The organism is Ruegeria sp. CDSC002, from assembly GCF_059610905.1.
On sequence record NZ_JBXWOM010000014.1, the window covers coordinates 38,009 to 53,405 of the forward strand.

The window sequence follows — 15,397 nt, forward strand, 5'->3', positions numbered from 1 at the left end:
TCAAGGAAGGGGCGTCGTGATCCAGTCGGGAACCGAAGAAATGCCATAGTCCAATTGAGGCAAGAGACGGCGGGAGAGTCAATCAAAACAGGCGTGTATATACGTGATTTCCGCTATGCGCCCGGCGAAAATCTGCGCAAGCTCATGAAATACGGAAGTTTTCGCCCAGGTAAACCCGGCGCACGTTTTCATTTTCGACCACTTCATCGGGTGTGCCGGACATCAGGACCTGACCGTCATGCAGGATGTAGGCACGATCCACGATCTCTAGAGTTTCGCGCACGTTGTGATCGGTGATCAACACGCCGATTCCACGCTTTTTCAGGTCCGCAACCAGGTGGCGGATATCCCCGACGCTGATCGGGTCGACCCCCGCAAAGGGTTCATCCAACAACAGATATTTCGGATCTGCTGCCAAACAACGCGCGATCTCGACCCGGCGGCGTTCACCGCCCGACAGGGCCAGCGCGGGTGCGCGGCGCAGGTGTTCGATCGAGAAGTCGGACAACAGCTCTTCCAGCCGCTCTTTTCGGCGGTGGGCGTGGTTGACGGTGATATCCAGAACGGCGGCGATGTTGTCCTCGACACTCATGCCACGGAAAATCGACATCTCTTGCGGCAGATATCCGATCCCAAGACGCGCGCGGCGATACATAGGCAGCGTTGTGACAACCTGACCGTCAATCGTAACAGTGCCAGCCTCAGGAAACACAAGGCCCGCGACCGAATAGAATGTGGTGGTCTTGCCTGACCCGTTCGGGCCCAAAAGCGCAACCACCTCGGATCGGCCCAAGGTCATGGAAACATCGCGGATCACTGTCTTTTTTCGGTAAGACTTGCGAAGCTTTTCGATTTTCAGGCCAGAGGTGCCTTCGGCTACCGTCAGGTTTGGCTGAGCCATCAGTTGGCCCCCTGCTGCAGGATGGTCTTCACGTTGCCGGTCATCGTCGCTTTGCCAGTGGTCAGGTTGGCGTTCATCTGGTCGCCGCTGATCGTGCTTGGCCCCTGCAACAGCAGAACGTTGCCCTTCATGACGATCTCACCTGAATCGATGGTGTATTCCGCCCAGTCGCCTTCGGCCGCATCCGGAGGGCTGACCAGAATCACATCCTCGGTCGCTTCCATCCGTTCGATGCCTGAACGGTCTTCGTTGTAAATGACAAGCACGCGTTCCGCCGTCAGCCGCATTTCGCCCTGAATGACGATCACGTTGCCCAGAAACTCGGCCGAGCCGTCTTCCTGATTTACGTTCAGCTTTTCCGAGGTCACCTCGACCGGCAGGCTTGGGTCGGCATTGGCCGAACCGAAAGCAACCTGAGTTTCCTGCGCTGTCGCAGAGATCGCACCAGTTACCAGAGCAGCGCTTACAAGGGCTAATCGAAAATACAACACAGGTTATCTTTCTGCTTTTTGAGGCTCATACACCAACTTCACGCCATCTGTAAAAATAATATGGACCGGTCCATCTTTTTTTTCAGTCCCAAATGTCATTCTGCCCGCAGTAAAGTCACCAATAATACCGGTTCCGTCGACCTGGCCGGGCGTGTCGCCCTGAATTTCGTCCAGCGCGGTGTTCAACAGATCCGTTGTGACTACGATGCCGTCCGTTGTTGTTATAACCACATCCCCGACAAAGGTAGCCGTATTCTTGTCCGGACGGATCATGCCAGAGTTGGAATCCAAAGTGATTACGCCGCCATTCAGCAGGCCAAAGCGGCCCCGAAATTCGGCCGCTGTTGGCGCTTCGCCCTCAGTACCCTGCGTTGCCCGGCTTGCCTCGATCTGAACGTCTTCGCCTTTGCGGGTCGTTCCTTGGTAGTTGGGCTGCGTCACCACCTGATCCGCCAAACGTTCATCGATATCCTGCTGGTTGAAGGGTACGGACACATTGGTTTCGATGCTGCGCGACAGCAGGAACACAGTCGACAGCATAGCGATAGCCACCAACGGCAGCACCACCTTGAAGAACTGTACCCTGCGTGAGTGTCCGTCCACCGCACTACCCTCCGCTTAGCCCAATCCGACGCGCAGGCAGTCGTGGATATGCAACAGCCCCTCGGCTGGGCCTTGTGTCTCGGGGTCGACCACGAACAGCGAAGTGATCTTGCGGTCGTTCATGATCGCCACCGCCTCTTCCGCCATTGCGTTCGGGGAAATGGTCAGCGGATTGGTGGTCATGACCTCTTTGGTGGTCTTGTCCAGAAGGCCGTCCATGTTCCGACGCAAGTCGCCGTCAGTCACGATGCCAATCAGGCGGCCCGTCTCATCTGTCACGCCGACAACGCCAAAGCTTTTCTGGCTCATGACCAGCAGTGCCTCGCTCATGGGGGTGCCCTCAGACACAACTGGCAGATCAGCGTGCATCAAATCCCGCACGGTTGAAAGCTGCGCCCCCAGCTTGCCGCCAGGGTGGAAGGCGCGGAAGTCCTCGGGCTTGAAATCACGGTACTTCATCAACGCAATGGCCAAGGCGTCGCCCATCGCCAACGTCAAAGTGGTCGAGATCGAGGGCACCATGCCAAAACCGCAAGCCTCGCCCAGCGACGGGATCAACAAATGCACATCCGCCTGCTTCATCAGCGTGCTTTCCGGTTTGCTGGACAAACCAATCAAGGGAATGCCAAAGCGGCGGGTAAAGGCCAGCAGATTGACCAGTTCCGGCGCTTCGCCCGAATTGGAAATCGCCAGAACCACATCGCCTTTTGACACCATGCCCAGATCGCCATGGCTGGCCTCGGCCGGGTGTACGAAATAGGCGGGCGTGCCGGTGCTGGCCAGCGTGGCGGCAATCTTGTGGCCAATATGACCCGATTTGCCGATACCGCTGATGATGATGCGGCCCGGAGCCTGCAGGATCATCTGCACGGCTTCGGCAAAATCTTCATTCAGGCTTTCGCCAAGCACGTCCAGCGCGCGGGCCTCGTCGGTGATGACCTGACGTGCGGTTCTCAGGAATGCTTCGGTATCGGTCATGAGTGCGCAAAAATATCCGTTTCGGGCCAACCGGCGAGGTCCAGTTTCGCACGCATCGGCAGGAAGTCAAAACAAGCCTGCGCCATTTCGGTGCGGCCTTCGCGGGCCAGGCGCTCGTCCAACGCCTCGCGCAGCTGATGCAGGTACAGTACATCCGAAGCCGCATAATCCAGCTGCGCGTTGGTCAGGGTCTCAGCCCCCCAGTCGCTCATTTGCTGCTGTTTTGAGATATCGACGCCGATCAGCTCCTGACACAGGTTCTTCAGCCCGTGTCGATCCGTATAGGTGCGCACCAACCGACTGGCGATCTTGGTGCAATAAACCGGTGCGGCCAGCGCGCCAAACGCGTGGTACATCGCAGCGATGTCGAAACGTCCAAAGTGGAACAGCTTTAGCACGTCGGGGTTTTCCAGCATCGCACACAGGTTCGGGGCCTCGGTCTGCCCCTTTTCGACCTGGACGATGTGGCTGTTTCCGTCGCCGCCTGACATCTGGATCACGCACAACCGGTCCCGATGCGGGTTCAGACCCATGGTCTCGCAGTCAATGGCCACAACAGGGCCCATATCCAACCCGTCCGGCAGGTCGTTTTTGTAAAGATGGTTTGCCACAGGGCTTGTCCTTTGTCCGGTATCGTCCCCGAGATAGGAGGTTTGGTCCCCAAACTCAACGCCATCCATAACGGTGCGGCAGGGACCCGCAGATTACGTTGGCCATATCCCCATGGGGAGGATAGGGTTATTGCATGACACAGCACAACCACGAGTCGCACCCGCAGATCCACGCGCGTCTGAAACGGGCACACGGGCATCTGGCCCGGGTAATATCCATGCTCGAAGATCAAGATCCCTGCACCGACATCGCACAGCAACTTTTTGCGGTTGAAAAGGCGATTACCAACGCCAAACGGGCCTTGATCCACGATCATATTGATCACTGCCTATCACCAACGACCGCAACCAAAGACCCGGACGTGGAAGACTTCAAAACCATCACAAAGTACCTCTGACCGATGCTGAGCGTCCTGAAGAACCGCGTCTATCGGCATTTACTGGCGGCTCAGGTGGTTGCGTTGATGGGAACCGGGCTGGCGACGGTTGCCTTGGGGTTGCTCGCCTTTGATTTGGCCGGTGACGCGGCGGGTATGGTTCTGGGAACCGCCCTGACCATCAAGATGGTGGCCTACGTGGTTGTGGCCCCGCTCGCCGCTGCGTTTGCAGAACGGCTGGACCGACGCAAAATGTTGGTGGCGCTGGATCTTGTGCGTGCCGCCGTTGCGCTTTGTCTGCCGTTCGTGACCGAGATCTGGCAGATCTATGTGTTGATCTTCCTGCTGCAATCGGCCTCTGCCGGTTTCACTCCTGCCTTTCAGGCAACGATCCCGGATGTTCTGACAGATGAGCAGGACTATACCAAAGCTCTGTCGCTGTCTCGGCTGGCCTATGACCTCGAAAGTCTGCTCAGTCCCGCTCTGGCTGCAGCGCTGTTGTTGATCATTAGCTTTGACAGCCTGTTCTGGGGCACAAGCTTTGGGTTCGTTGCCTCGGCAATACTTGTCGTGTCGGTCGCCCTGCCTTCGCCCAAACCGACGAAACGGAGGGGGGTTTACGACCGGACAACCCGGGGCATTCGCCTATACCTTGGTACGACACGGTTGCGCGGTTTGCTGGCGCTGACGTGGTCGGCCGCGTCACTCAGCGCGATGGTCATCGTCAACACTGTCGTCATCGTGCGCGCCGATCTTGGACTGTCGGAAAGTGCTGTGGCCGTTGCATTGGCCGGGTATGGCGGCGGCTCGATGGTGGCGGCCTTCATACTGCCGTCTCTTCTGAACAACTACGAGGATCGCAGCGTTATGCTGGCTGGTGCAGCATTCGGGACACTTACGATGGCCGTTGCAGCGGGGTTGTTCGCCTCGACCCAGATGACTTTGTGGGGGCTCGCGGTGTTATGGGCGGGTGCTGGCTTTGGCTATTCAGCCACTTTGACACCGTCCGGCCGCCTGCTGACACGCACGGCCTGCCCGGAAGACCGACCAGCAGTTTTCGCCGCGCAGTTCACCCTGTCCCATGCCTGCTGGCTGGTGCTGTACCCGTTGGCCGGGTGGCTGATGACCACCAAAGGGACCGAACAGACATTGATCTGGATGACTATTTCAGCCCTTGCGGGGCTTGGTATTGCCCTTCTGATCTGGCCGCGCTCCAAGCAGAAGATCACGTCGGGCGAACACGCTGACAAACCTTGAGCATCCCAAGGTATTTGCACTACACCTTGGCCCTATGGATCAGCTTGACCGCCGCATCATAACAGCCCTGCAGCACAACGCCCGCGAATCTACGACTAAGATCGCGGCGAAACTGGGTGTGGCCCGGACCACCGTGCACGAACGCATCCAACGGATGGAAGAACGCGGCGTGATTGCCGGGTATTCGGTGGTTCTGAGCGCCCCTGAAGACGCCCCGCGCGTTCAGGTCGTTGTCTTGCTTGAGGTTCAGCAAAAAGAGACCAAACGTATTATCAAGCGGCTGGAAACTTATCCCGAGGTCAAACTTTGCCTGTCGATCAATGGGGAATTCGACCTGCTGCTGTCCGCCGAAGCCCCCAGGATCGAGGATCTGGACATTCTGGTCGACGAATTGGCAAAGATCCCCGGGGTTTTGCGAACCAACACCAGTGTCGTGTTCGGCCGCCGGATCGACCGAAACTGAGTAGTCGATAACCCTCTGTAAACCCTGACACAGCTAGCTTGGCCCGGACTGATCAGAATCCCGGACCGGCGGAATGCCATATCGAACGATCTTAGGACTGACCCTGGTGACGCTGTTGGCTGCGCCGCAGGGTTTTGCCATGCCCAACACCCAAACGGCCCGCACCTGCGACCGCGCCGCCCAGCGCGCCGCCCAGTCCGAAGGTGTGCCAATGGATGTCATGCGTGCAATCGCCCGGGTTGAGACAGGCCGCACAGCTGACGGCGCGCTGCAACCCTGGCCCTGGACAATCAATGTTGAAGGAAAGGGCATTTGGTTCACCTCAGAGTTCGAGGCAAAATCATATGTGTTCGAAATCTTCAAAGCAGGCAAACGCAGCTTTGATATCGGGTGTTTCCAGATCAACTACCGCTGGCACGGCAAAGCGTTCCGCTCGATCGACGCCATGTTCGATCCAGATGAAAACGCCACATATGCCGCGCGATTTCTGAAAGATCTGTATACCGAGCTGGGCTCGTGGAACGCTGCCGCCGGGGCCTATCACTCGCGCACACCCGCTTTGGCAAACGCCTATGTGGCGCGTTTTCAAACCGTTTTGGCTCAGCTGGATCAGCAAACTCCAAACGCATTTGCGACGCGCGATCCGTTTACCGGAGCTGCCGATCCATTAATTCCACTTCGAGCAGAACCTACCAACACTGGCGCTATGGGATCGCTGGCGCCTGTGGTCGGCGCCGCGACCGCTTTCATCCAATTCAACTAGGAGCTCTGTGTGCCCAAGATCGACGCCCGTTCGCTTTTCTCTCCGACCGTGCTGCTGGCGCTGGCGTTGATGACGGTCATCGTGATGATGATCCTGCCGATGCCCGCATGGGTACTGGATGTTGGCTTGTCCGCTTCATTTGCATTGGCGATTCTGATCTTCACTCTGACGTTGTTCATCGAACGCCCGCTGGATTTTTCGTCCTTCCCAACCATCCTGCTTGCCTCGCTGATGCTGCGGCTGTCGCTGAACGTGTCCTCGACCAAGCTGATCATCGGTCAGGGCCATACCGGCCCCAGCGCTGCCGGAGACGTGATCGAGGGGTTTGCGAATTTTGTTATGGGCGGCAGCATCTTTCTGGGCCTCGTCGTTTTTGGTGTGCTGCTGATCGTGAACTTTATGGTCATCACCAAGGGCGCGGCCCGCATGGCCGAGGTCGGCGCGCGGTTTGCTCTGGACGGAATGCCTGGCAAACAGCTGGCCATCGACAGCGACATGTCCGCCGGAGCTATTGACCATCAGCAAGCGAAAGAGCGTCGCGAACGTGAGCAACAGGAAACGACGTTCTTCGGCTCGCTCGACGGGGCCTCGAAGTTCGTCAAGGGGGATGCGGTTGCGGGGCTGTTGATCACGCTGTTGAACCTTGTGATGGGCCTGATTATGGGCGTGATCGTGCAGGGAATGCCCATCTCTGCCGCGTTTGAGACCTATGCCATCCTGACTGTCGGCGACGGGCTGGTTTCGCAAATTCCCGCTGTGATCATCTCGATCGCCTCGGCGCTATTGCTGGCGCGGGGTGGTACTCAGGGTGCAACCGACAGCGCGATTTTCTCGCAATTGGGTCGGCATCCGGCCGCATTGGGCACAGTGGCAATGCTGATGGTCTTGTTTGCGCTGGTGCCCGGCCTGCCCTTTCTGCCCTTCATCCTTGGCGCGGGCGTTCTGGGGTATGCGGCATACTCGGTTCACCGCAAACAAAAGGCCGAAACAGACGCGGAACAGGCACCTTCATCCGAGGATGACACCCCGGTTTCCCAAGCCATCGGGGACATCCTGGATCTGGACGACGTTCACCTGGAGTTCGCCCCTGATCTTGTCAGCATGGTTCTCAACCCCGGCACCGGGCTGGACGCACGAATTGCCAATATGCGCACATATGTCGCCTCAGGCTTTGGACTGATCCTGCCTGACATCCGCCTGACCGACCGGGCAGAACTTCCACTGGGAACCTATGTGATCAAGGTACAGGGGGTCGAGCAGGCGCGCGGTGTTCTCAACCCCGATCTGGTATTGGCGCTGGTGCAGGACGGCCATGACATGCTGCCCGAAGGCAATGACGTGACCGAACCTGTTTATGGCGCCCCGGCCCGCTGGATACTGCCAAAGGATCAGGAAGCCGCGGCGCTGAGCGGCGCAACCATCGTTTCACCCCCCGAGATTTTGGCGACCCATCTGCTTGAGATCATCAAACAGAATTTCGCTCGGCTGCTGACTTTGAAATCCCTGCGCCGCCTGCTGTCCGAGATGACACGGCTTAGCGATCCGGTTCGGGCTGAAGCGAACCGCAAGCTGCTGGACGAGCTGATCCCGGACAAGGTGCCGATCGACACGTTACATTCTGTATTACGACTGCTGCTGGAGGAAAAAGTCTCGATCCGTAACATGGCCCTGATCCTTGAAACTGTGGCTGAGGCGCGCCTGACGACGACCCAACCCGAAGGGATTTGCGAACTGGTCCGGCAGAGATTGGGTTTCCAGTTGGTTGCCGACATGAAGCGGGGAGACGGTTCCATTCCGCTGATCCAGCTTGCGCCTGAATGGGAAGACACGTTTGCCTCGTACCAGATCGACGCGCCCAACGCCGGATTGGATGTCGCCCTGCCGCCGAACCTGTTCAACAAACTGGCAGATGGTGTCGTCGAAACCGTCTCGCAATCCGCTGATCACGGGGTGTTCCCGGCCGTCGTGACCTCGACCCGCCGGCGTCGACTGCTGCGCACGATCATGCAGGCGCGGGGGGTGTCGAATCCGGTCCTGTCCTTTGAGGAAATCGGGCTCGAGGCCAGACCCGCTTTGGTCGGAACGATACCCGCATGATCGCCGTGCCGCCCGCATTGCTACCGGAACTGGCAGATGGCCTGTGGCACCTCTTTGCTGTCTTCCTGCGCGTGTCGGCGCTGGTATCGCTATTACCCGCCTTCGGGGAACGCAGCATTCCAACCCGCGTCAAGCTGGGGATCGCCGCGGCATTTACACTGATCGTTACGCCCGCTGTTCCTGCGCCCGACCACGGGCAAGGTGTGTTGCCTTTGGTGCGGATGATTGGCACCGAAACACTTGTCGGATTGGCAATGGGCATTGGTTTGCGTTTGTTCGTGCTGGCCTTGCAAACTGCGGGGTCCATCGCGGCGCAATCGACATCGCTGTCACAGATTCTGGGCGGGGCCGCTGTCGATCCTGTTCCTGCAATGGGATATCTGTTGACACTCGCAGGTCTGACATTGGCGGTTCTGCTGGGCCTGCACATCCGCGTTGCGCAGTTCTTGATCCACAGTTACACGCTGTTTCCAATGGGCGTTGTTCCACTGGCACCGGACCTGTCGCAGTGGGGCGTGCAACAAATCGCGCGCAGTTTTGGTCTGGCGTTCAGCCTGGCCATGCCCTTTGTCATCGCGTCGCTGATCTATAACCTTGCGCTTGGGGTCATAAACCGGGCGATGCCGCAGTTGATGGTGGCCTTTGTCGGCGCCCCCGCGATCACCTTCGCGGGTTTGTTTCTGCTGTTTGCGGGCACCCCTTTGATCTTGTCGGTGTGGTCCGATGCCCTGTTCGCCTTCATTGTGAACCCACTTGAGGTTGCAAGATGAGCGGTCAGGACGACGACAGTGACAAGTCCTTTGAGGCGACACCGCAAAAGCTGCAGAAGGCGCGCGAAAAAGGGGAAATCGCCAAGTCCAACGATCTGAACGTCGCGGCGGCCTATGTCGGTTTGCTGATTGCCATGCTTGCTGCGGGGCAATTCGCTGTGGACCGTATGGGCACATTGTTCGTCGTGTTGATTGATCAGGCAGATGATTTTGGCCAACTGCTGACAACAGGTTCGACTTCCAGCCCCGTGGGGGGGATGCTGCAGACGGCTGCTTGGTCTGTTTCGATCCTGTTTGGCCTGCCTGCTGCCGCCGTCCTGCTCAGCCTGATTTCGCAACGTGCGCTTGTTTTTGCGCCCACCAAGCTGAAACCCAAGCTGTCGCGCATTTCGATACCGTCCAATGCGAAGAACAAGTTCGGACGCAGCGGCTTGTTCGAATTTGGCAAGAGCTTTGCAAAATTGGTGATTTACTGCACATGCTTGGCGCTTTTCCTGCGAGCCAACCTCAGCGAGATTCTGTCCGCAAGCGCGACCCAAGCCCAGTCTTCAGTGATGTTTATGATGAATCTGCTATTTCGGTTCATGTTCATCGTCATTGCGGTGGCTCTGGCCATCGGGGTGATCGATTTTATCTGGCAATACGCCGAACATATGCGCAAGAACCGGATGTCGCGCAAGGAAATGCAGGATGAGACCAAAGATGTCGAAGGCGACCCGCATGTAAAACAACAGCGCCGCCAGCGCGCCCAGGACATCGCAACCAATCAGATGATGGCCGAAGTGCCAAAAGCCGATGTTGTAATCGTCAACCCAACCCATTTTGCCGTCGCGCTGAAATGGTCCCGGACCGCCGGATCGGCACCGGTCTGCGTGGCAAAGGGCGTGGATTCCGTCGCAGCCGCCATTCGCGAGGCCGCCGGGCATGCCGGCGTCCCAATCCACCCGGATCCGCCAACGGCTCGTGCGCTGCATGCCACTGTTGAGATCGGGCAGCAGATCTCGGAAGAACATTACCGCCCCGTTGCCGCTGCGATCCGGTTTGCCGAGGCGATGCGCAAACGGGTGAAGGGGCAATTTTGATGAAACGCACACAGCTGCAGGATCTGGCCAAAGTGACCGAAGCCTCGTTTCAGCGAGAATATCAATCCCTGCGCCCGGTGCTGGAGGCCGAGGCAAGGGTACAACAACAATTGGCCCGACTTGACGCCCAAGTCCAACAAACCCGGCAAGAGACAGCGTCTGCAGAAGGCTACCGTGTTACCGGAACGGATGTTCTCTGGAACGGGTGGGAATCGGCGACACGCAGGCAGCTCAACATGCAACTTGCGCGGTTACGAGCACAAAAGCTGACAGCCCTTGCAAATCTGCGCGTCGCATTCGGGCGCAAGCAGGCGGTTTCCAATTTATGCAAAAAACACCAGTAAGGACCTGCCCGTGATCCAACCAGGGCCCGCCGACCCGTCACGTATCCTGACGGTTCACACTCATGATCAAAACCTTTGAAACATCGTCCCCCAAATCTTTGCGCGCCTCATCCAGCAGTGCCTCGCGCAAGACGGCCAGGTTGTCCGAGCGGGTGAAGTTCCCGTCAAAACCACCGGTATTGGCATGGTCGAACAGCACCTGTAAAAAACGGTCACGCAGCTTGGGTTCCGAGGCATAGAACGGCTCGGCCATTCCAGGTGTGACCTCAAGGCTTAGCGACATGGTGACAAGTGCTGCAATCCGATCAGATTCCACGATCGGAACCACGAATTGCTTGGTCAGCTTAAGATACTCATAAGAACCCGAACCTTCCTTTTTATCCGCTTTGCCGGATTTTTTTATCGAGGCTTTCGAGTCTTTCTTCCTAGTCTTGTCTTGTTTTGACTCGACGTTAATATCTTTGGCAACGTCTGCCTTGTTGTCCGAAGGGGCCAGAAACACGCCTGCCGCGATGCCGCCACCTAAGCCCGCGAAAAGAAGGACGACCGGGATCAGTTTTTTCATCACTCTCTCCCCTCAGAATGGTAGAATTGAATCCAGAATTTGCTGCCCGTAACGGGGTTGCTGAACGTCAGTGATCTGACCGCGACCACCGTAAGACACACGCGCAGACGCAATTTTGTCATAGGTAATCTCATTCTGGCGCGAGATATCCTGAGGGCGCACGTAGCCCGCGACCAAAAGCTCACGCAGTTCAAAGTTGACGCGCAATTCCTGCGAGCCCGAGATCGAAAGCACCCCGTTTGGCAAAACATCAATGACGGTCGCGGCCACCCGCAGGGTCAGCTTTTCCTTGCGCTTTACTGATCCCTTGCCTTTGCTGGTCGACGAGGAATCGATCGAAACAGCTTCGTCCAGGGATGCGCCGTTTGGCAGGTGCTCGGCCGCGCGTTGCGGCAAACCAAACAGCCCGGGCACCTCAAGGCTTTCCGAACCGCTACGGGATCGGTTGGTGTCATTCGATATCTCGGCCTTTTCGTCCAGCTCGATCACGACCGTCATGATGTCCCCTTTCTTGATCGCGCGCTGATCTCCCAGCAGAGACTGCTGACCACCGCTCCAAAGCGAGGATTTGTCGACACTGCGCGCCGGCTGCGTATGCAAGGGCAAGCCGGGCCAAAGCATCGCCACATGTTCCGGCGATTCATCATTGGGCGTAAAGCTTGGCGGTTTGCCAAGGTGATCCACGCGGCCACAGGCCGACACGGTGAGAACGGCAACCAACAGAGTTTTTGAAAGTGCAGACATCATTTTACCTCAATCTGGCCGTTCGGCCGGATACTTCCGGTGACGGTTGTGCGTGACGACAGGTTCATGACCCGGATACGATCCCCGACCGCGCCGCGGCCCAATGCGCGACCTTCGGCGGTGATGGACAGGGGGCGGCGGTCAAAAACAAGAACGACAAGATCGTTTCGATCCACAATTGCCGGAGGACCGAAATCGCCCTCGCGAATAGGACGCCCGGGGTAGAGGGCGACACGCGCCTCTTGCCCAATCAGAAAGTCCGCATTGCTCACCGCGTTTGGAACCATCTGATCCTTGGTTTCCAGGTCAGTGGCTGAAATGATTTCCTTGGCCCGGATGGTGCGTTTCGACACCACAATTTCAGCCATTGCCGGGATCGGAGCCGCCAAGGCCAGAACAAAACTCAGAACCCGCATCACCGCACCTGCGTAGTTGCGCTCATCATCTGATCGACGGCGGATATGACCTTGGCATTCATTTCATATCCCCGCTGTGCCTCAATCAGTTCGGTGACCTCGCGCACCGCATCGACCGAACTGTCCTCAAGATAGCCCTGCCGCAGCGTGCCCATCCCATCCTCTCCGGGTGCGCCAACCACAGGCGCGCCCGAAGCCTCGGTTTCCTTGAACAGGTTGCTGCCAATCGCCTCGAGCCCCTTGGCGTTGGAAAAACTGGCCAGGGTGAACTCTCCCAGCAGTTGCCCCTCTGGCGCGTCGTCGAAATAGGCATAAACCTCGCCCGCTGGGTTGATCGAGATCGACCGCGCATCGTCAGGAATGGTGATTTCGGGTGCGACAGCAAACCCGTCCGAGGTTACGATCAATCCCTCGGCGGATCGTTTCAGGCTGCCATCGCGGGTATAACCGGACTGGCCGTTGGGCAGCGTCACCTCCAGATAACCGCGCCCTTCGATTGCAACATCCAGGTCGCTTCCGGTGGCTGACAGGGCGCCCTGCGACAGCTGCGCGGTCACGGCAGCCGGGCGCACCCCAAGTCCCAACTGGATACCGGTTGGCAGAACCGTGCCGTCATTGGCATTGACCGCACCCGCCCGTGCCATCTGCTGATAGTGCAGATCGGCAAATTCGGCCCGCCGCGCGTTGTACCCCGTGGTGTTCATGTTCGCGAGGTTATTCGAGATCGTCTCGACCCGCATTTGCTGCGCCGTCATTCCCGTTGCCGCAATTTTCAAAGCTCGCATGTCAAATTCTCCTTGTTCAAATCAGCGCATCAGCGCCTTGAGCGCGCCGCGCACCCGTTCGTCTTCGGTTTCCAGAAAGCTCTGACCCAATTCATAGGCGCGCTGGATTTCGACCATGCGCGAGACCTGCGCGATGGCATTCACATTCGATCCTTCGAGAAAACGGTGGATGACCACGGGCTCTTCGACTGGTTCAATGTCACCTTCGGCCCGGAACTGCGTGCTGCCTTCACGCATCAACGTTTTGGGATTGGCAACGCGGTAAACCCCGATCTGGCCCAGCAATTGCCCGTCAACACTCAGCGTGCCGTCGCTGCCGACATCAATGGATGACGCGTCAGGCGGGATAAAAACGGGTGCGCCATTGCTGTCCAGAACGCGGTGCCCATCCATGGTCACCAGATCCCCGTCCGCACTGGACGAGAAAGCACCTGCCCGGGTCAGCCGATTGCCCGCCGGGGTTTCGACCATAAAGAACCCATCCCCTTCGATGGCAAAGTCGAACTGCCCTCCGGTTTCGGTCAGCACGCCTTGCTGCAGCGAGGTATTGCGCACTTCGGCACGACTCATGGACAGGGATGGATTTCCGGGCATATCGCGTACGAATTCCGAGAACACCAAACCTTGCGCGCGGTAGCCGGTGGTGTTGGCATTGGCGATGTTGTTCGCGACTAGCCGCATTTCGTTCATCAGACCCGATTGCCGGGACAGGGTGACATAGGCGGTATCCATCAGCGACCTCCTGCGATTAAAGGGATGAGTGTTCCTGAAAAAAAGGTGACCAGCGTCTGGGTCATGAATCCCATCGAAATCCAGAACACGATGACGATGGCGATCAGTTTGGGCACGAAGGTCAGCGTCATCTCCTGCACCGAGGTCAGCGCCTGGAACAGGCCAACGATCAGGCCCGAAACCAGCGCCACCGCCAGGATCGGAACCGAGGTGATGACCGCGACCCAAAGCGCCTGACGTACGATGTCATAGAACAGACCTTCGCTGAGCATTGCGTCAGACCGGCATCCGCAGGATTTCCTGATAGGCCTCGACCACCTTGTTGCGCACGATCACAGCCGTTTCCACGGCCAGTTCGGTCTGCGCCAGCGCCTGAACCAAGGCATGCGGATCCGCCTGCCCGGTCATCGCAGCCTGCGACATCTGCTCGGACTGTTTCAGCGTCGCCGCAAAATCCTGAAACCCTGACCGCAGCCCCTGCGCCATTCCGGCATGGTCTGGATCAGCTTGCGTTGCGGGGCGCGCGCCCGCGTAACTCTGGGCGGCATTGAGTGCTCGGATATCCATTCTGGTGTCCTTTATTTTCTAAGAAGGTCCATAAGGCTCGACGACATCTGACGAGTCTGATCGAACATCTTGAGGTTGGCTTCGTAACTGCGCTGCGCCTCACGGGCGTCGGCGATCTCGATCATCAGATCGACGTTCGAGCCACGATAATGACCCGTGCCATCGGCCATCGGATGACTTGGGTCATAGACGCGCGACAGCGCGCGACGGTCCAGCTTGACCCGCCCTGCCTGCACCATTTCTTTGCCGTCTTTGTTCACGGCTTCAAACGGGACCGTCTTGCGCCGATAACCCGGTGTATCCGCGTTCGAGATGTTTTCGGACACATGGCGCAAACGCGCGGCCTGTGCGCGCAAGGCGCTGGCAGAGGCGGTCAGAGAATGGGAAAAGTCACTCATCCTACGGCCCCCTTATGCCCGGCCGACGCTGCTGCGCAGAATGTTCATTGAAGATTTGTAGATCGCCAGGGCGCGGTCATGCTGACGCTTGACTTCAACGCCTTTTAGCATCTCTTCCTCGACGGAAACGCCATTGCCGTTTGGGTCACCCGAAGGGGTGGCTTCAATCTCAGCCCAGGGCTTTGGGCCACCAACACCATTCAGATGTCCCGCCCGCGTGGCAGTCATTGCGACCTCACGACCCGAGCTTTCGAATGCTTTTTGAAAGGCCTCGATATCGCGGGGCTGGTAGCCTGGCGTATCCGCGTTGGCCATGTTTCGTGCAATGACGGATTGCCGTTGCCCGGCATGTGTTGCCATTGCGTACGCGGTCTTAAAGACGTTCAGGTCATAGAACATCGGGGCTTCTCCCTCGATCAATTTCAATCAAGGCTTAACCCCGATTCCTTTAAA

22 protein-coding genes are annotated in these 15,397 nt (G+C 58.1%); 8 read left to right on the plus strand and 14 right to left on the minus strand.

The genetic code is table 11. The annotated features are described in order from the left end of the window. Window positions 1-142 precede the first annotated feature (142 nt). From lptB to AC2FJE_RS20765, 5 genes are read right to left on the minus strand one after another with little or no spacing between them, the layout of a single operon-like run. Window positions 143-901 (minus strand): LPS export ABC transporter ATP-binding protein, encoded by a 759-nt coding sequence (gene lptB / locus AC2FJE_RS20745; protein WP_058276524.1) that lies wholly within the window; start codon window positions 899-901, stop codon window positions 143-145. Continuing rightward, window positions 901-1,392, minus strand: coding sequence for an LptA/OstA family protein (locus tag AC2FJE_RS20750; protein WP_109311278.1), 492 nt, complete (start codon window positions 1,390-1,392; stop codon window positions 901-903). Before AC2FJE_RS20750 ends, lptB begins: the two co-directional genes overlap by 1 nt. 3 nt (window positions 1,393-1,395) lie before the next feature. Continuing rightward, window positions 1,396-1,995: an LPS export ABC transporter periplasmic protein LptC gene (gene lptC, locus AC2FJE_RS20755; RefSeq protein ID WP_058272998.1), complete on the minus strand. Its 600-nt coding sequence runs from the start codon at window positions 1,993-1,995 to the stop codon at window positions 1,396-1,398. A gap of 15 nt (window positions 1,996-2,010) precedes the next feature. Then, a complete protein-coding gene (locus tag AC2FJE_RS20760) occupies window positions 2,011-2,973 on the minus strand; it encodes a KpsF/GutQ family sugar-phosphate isomerase (protein ID WP_109311279.1) in 963 nt (320 codons plus the stop codon). Further along, complete coding sequence (locus AC2FJE_RS20765; RefSeq protein WP_282152833.1) at window positions 2,970-3,584, minus strand: ribonuclease D; 615 nt, start codon at window positions 3,582-3,584, stop codon at window positions 2,970-2,972. Before AC2FJE_RS20765 ends, AC2FJE_RS20760 begins: the two co-directional genes overlap by 4 nt. A 134-nt stretch (window positions 3,585-3,718) precedes the next feature. Between AC2FJE_RS20765 and AC2FJE_RS20770 the strand changes: the two genes are divergently transcribed. From AC2FJE_RS20770 to AC2FJE_RS20805, 8 genes are all read left to right on the plus strand, one after another. Further along, window positions 3,719-3,982, plus strand: a complete 264-nt coding sequence (locus AC2FJE_RS20770; RefSeq protein ID WP_496758013.1) for a metal-sensing transcriptional repressor — start codon at window positions 3,719-3,721, stop codon at window positions 3,980-3,982. A 3-nt stretch (window positions 3,983-3,985) separates the two neighbouring features. After that, window positions 3,986-5,218, plus strand: coding sequence for an MFS transporter (locus AC2FJE_RS20775; protein ID WP_496758010.1), 1,233 nt, complete (start codon window positions 3,986-3,988; stop codon window positions 5,216-5,218). Between the two features lie 34 nt (window positions 5,219-5,252). Next, window positions 5,253-5,681 (plus strand): Lrp/AsnC family transcriptional regulator, encoded by a 429-nt coding sequence (locus AC2FJE_RS20780; protein ID WP_058273002.1) that lies wholly within the window; start codon window positions 5,253-5,255, stop codon window positions 5,679-5,681. A 139-nt stretch (window positions 5,682-5,820) separates the two neighbouring features. Next, window positions 5,821-6,444, plus strand: coding sequence for a lytic transglycosylase domain-containing protein (locus tag AC2FJE_RS20785; protein WP_496758052.1), 624 nt, complete (start codon window positions 5,821-5,823; stop codon window positions 6,442-6,444). A 9-nt stretch (window positions 6,445-6,453) separates the two neighbouring features. Beyond that, on the plus strand, window positions 6,454-8,541 hold the full coding sequence (flhA, locus tag AC2FJE_RS20790; RefSeq protein WP_496758008.1) for a flagellar biosynthesis protein FlhA: 2,088 nt from the start codon (window positions 6,454-6,456) through the stop codon (window positions 8,539-8,541). Further along, window positions 8,538-9,311: a flagellar biosynthetic protein FliR gene (locus tag AC2FJE_RS20795; protein ID WP_496758006.1), complete on the plus strand. Its 774-nt coding sequence runs from the start codon at window positions 8,538-8,540 to the stop codon at window positions 9,309-9,311. The genes flhA and AC2FJE_RS20795 overlap by 4 nt, the downstream gene beginning before the upstream one ends. Continuing rightward, window positions 9,308-10,393, plus strand: a complete 1,086-nt coding sequence (gene flhB, locus AC2FJE_RS20800; protein WP_496758004.1) for a flagellar type III secretion system protein FlhB — start codon at window positions 9,308-9,310, stop codon at window positions 10,391-10,393. Before AC2FJE_RS20795 ends, flhB begins: the two co-directional genes overlap by 4 nt. Next, the gene (locus AC2FJE_RS20805) at window positions 10,393-10,737 is read left to right on the plus strand and encodes a hypothetical protein (protein WP_496757999.1); all 345 of its coding nucleotides are present in this window, start codon (window positions 10,393-10,395) and stop codon (window positions 10,735-10,737) included. The genes flhB and AC2FJE_RS20805 overlap by 1 nt, the downstream gene beginning before the upstream one ends. Before the next feature lie 37 nt (window positions 10,738-10,774). Here AC2FJE_RS20805 and AC2FJE_RS20810 read toward each other — a convergent pair whose 3' ends face one another. The 9 genes from AC2FJE_RS20810 to AC2FJE_RS20850 are packed head-to-tail and all read right to left on the minus strand — an operon-like array spanning window position 10,775 to window position 15,343. Continuing rightward, entirely contained in the window at window positions 10,775-11,302 is a 528-nt protein-coding gene (locus tag AC2FJE_RS20810) for a flagellar basal body-associated protein FliL (RefSeq protein WP_496757998.1), read from the minus strand. A 12-nt stretch (window positions 11,303-11,314) separates the two neighbouring features. Beyond that, window positions 11,315-12,046, minus strand: a complete 732-nt coding sequence (gene flgH / locus AC2FJE_RS20815) for a flagellar basal body L-ring protein FlgH (protein WP_496761461.1) — start codon at window positions 12,044-12,046, stop codon at window positions 11,315-11,317. Beyond that, a complete protein-coding gene (flgA, locus tag AC2FJE_RS20820; RefSeq protein ID WP_282170848.1) occupies window positions 12,046-12,462 on the minus strand; it encodes a flagellar basal body P-ring formation chaperone FlgA in 417 nt (138 codons plus the stop codon). Before flgA ends, flgH begins: the two co-directional genes overlap by 1 nt. After that, a complete protein-coding gene (gene flgG, locus AC2FJE_RS20825; protein WP_496757992.1) occupies window positions 12,462-13,247 on the minus strand; it encodes a flagellar basal-body rod protein FlgG in 786 nt (261 codons plus the stop codon). Before flgG ends, flgA begins: the two co-directional genes overlap by 1 nt. Window positions 13,248-13,268: 21 nt before the next feature. After that, the gene (locus tag AC2FJE_RS20830) at window positions 13,269-13,979 is read right to left on the minus strand and encodes a flagellar hook-basal body complex protein (protein WP_496757990.1); all 711 of its coding nucleotides are present in this window, start codon (window positions 13,977-13,979) and stop codon (window positions 13,269-13,271) included. Then, the gene (locus tag AC2FJE_RS20835) at window positions 13,979-14,251 is read right to left on the minus strand and encodes a flagellar biosynthetic protein FliQ (RefSeq protein WP_282170851.1); all 273 of its coding nucleotides are present in this window, start codon (window positions 14,249-14,251) and stop codon (window positions 13,979-13,981) included. Before AC2FJE_RS20835 ends, AC2FJE_RS20830 begins: the two co-directional genes overlap by 1 nt. 4 nt (window positions 14,252-14,255) lie before the next feature. Continuing rightward, entirely contained in the window at window positions 14,256-14,546 is a 291-nt protein-coding gene (gene fliE, locus AC2FJE_RS20840) for a flagellar hook-basal body complex protein FliE (protein ID WP_496757986.1), read from the minus strand. 11 nt (window positions 14,547-14,557) lie between these two features. Further along, on the minus strand, window positions 14,558-14,944 hold the full coding sequence (gene flgC / locus AC2FJE_RS20845) for a flagellar basal body rod protein FlgC (RefSeq protein WP_496757982.1): 387 nt from the start codon (window positions 14,942-14,944) through the stop codon (window positions 14,558-14,560). Between the two features lie 12 nt (window positions 14,945-14,956). Then, window positions 14,957-15,343 (minus strand): FlgB family protein, encoded by a 387-nt coding sequence (locus AC2FJE_RS20850; RefSeq protein ID WP_282120922.1) that lies wholly within the window; start codon window positions 15,341-15,343, stop codon window positions 14,957-14,959. Between the last annotated feature and the right edge of the window lie 54 nt (window positions 15,344-15,397).

Coding starts and splice junctions, on each gene's coding strand:
- flgC (WP_496757982.1), bottom strand. CDS start 14,944: ATGAGTGACTTTTCCCATTCTCTGACCGCCTCTGCCAGCGCCTTGCGC.
- flhB (WP_496758004.1), top strand. CDS start 9,308: ATGAGCGGTCAGGACGACGACAGTGACAAGTCCTTTGAGGCGACACCG.
- AC2FJE_RS20770 (WP_496758013.1), top strand. CDS start 3,719: ATGACACAGCACAACCACGAGTCGCACCCGCAGATCCACGCGCGTCTG.
- fliE (WP_496757986.1), bottom strand. CDS start 14,546: ATGGATATCCGAGCACTCAATGCCGCCCAGAGTTACGCGGGCGCGCGC.
- AC2FJE_RS20805 (WP_496757999.1), top strand. CDS start 10,393: ATGAAACGCACACAGCTGCAGGATCTGGCCAAAGTGACCGAAGCCTCG.
- AC2FJE_RS20775 (WP_496758010.1), top strand. CDS start 3,986: ATGCTGAGCGTCCTGAAGAACCGCGTCTATCGGCATTTACTGGCGGCT.
- AC2FJE_RS20810 (WP_496757998.1), bottom strand. CDS start 11,302: ATGAAAAAACTGATCCCGGTCGTCCTTCTTTTCGCGGGCTTAGGTGGC.
- lptB (WP_058276524.1), bottom strand. CDS start 901: ATGGCTCAGCCAAACCTGACGGTAGCCGAAGGCACCTCTGGCCTGAAA.
- flgG (WP_496757992.1), bottom strand. CDS start 13,247: ATGCGAGCTTTGAAAATTGCGGCAACGGGAATGACGGCGCAGCAAATG.
- AC2FJE_RS20835 (WP_282170851.1), bottom strand. CDS start 14,251: ATGCTCAGCGAAGGTCTGTTCTATGACATCGTACGTCAGGCGCTTTGG.
- AC2FJE_RS20850 (WP_282120922.1), bottom strand. CDS start 15,343: ATGTTCTATGACCTGAACGTCTTTAAGACCGCGTACGCAATGGCAACA.
- AC2FJE_RS20830 (WP_496757990.1), bottom strand. CDS start 13,979: ATGGATACCGCCTATGTCACCCTGTCCCGGCAATCGGGTCTGATGAAC.
- AC2FJE_RS20760 (WP_109311279.1), bottom strand. CDS start 2,973: ATGACCGATACCGAAGCATTCCTGAGAACCGCACGTCAGGTCATCACC.
- flgA (WP_282170848.1), bottom strand. CDS start 12,462: ATGCGGGTTCTGAGTTTTGTTCTGGCCTTGGCGGCTCCGATCCCGGCA.
- flgH (WP_496761461.1), bottom strand. CDS start 12,046: ATGTCTGCACTTTCAAAAACTCTGTTGGTTGCCGTTCTCACCGTGTCG.
- AC2FJE_RS20785 (WP_496758052.1), top strand. CDS start 5,821: ATGCCCAACACCCAAACGGCCCGCACCTGCGACCGCGCCGCCCAGCGC.
- AC2FJE_RS20795 (WP_496758006.1), top strand. CDS start 8,538: ATGATCGCCGTGCCGCCCGCATTGCTACCGGAACTGGCAGATGGCCTG.
- AC2FJE_RS20780 (WP_058273002.1), top strand. CDS start 5,253: ATGGATCAGCTTGACCGCCGCATCATAACAGCCCTGCAGCACAACGCC.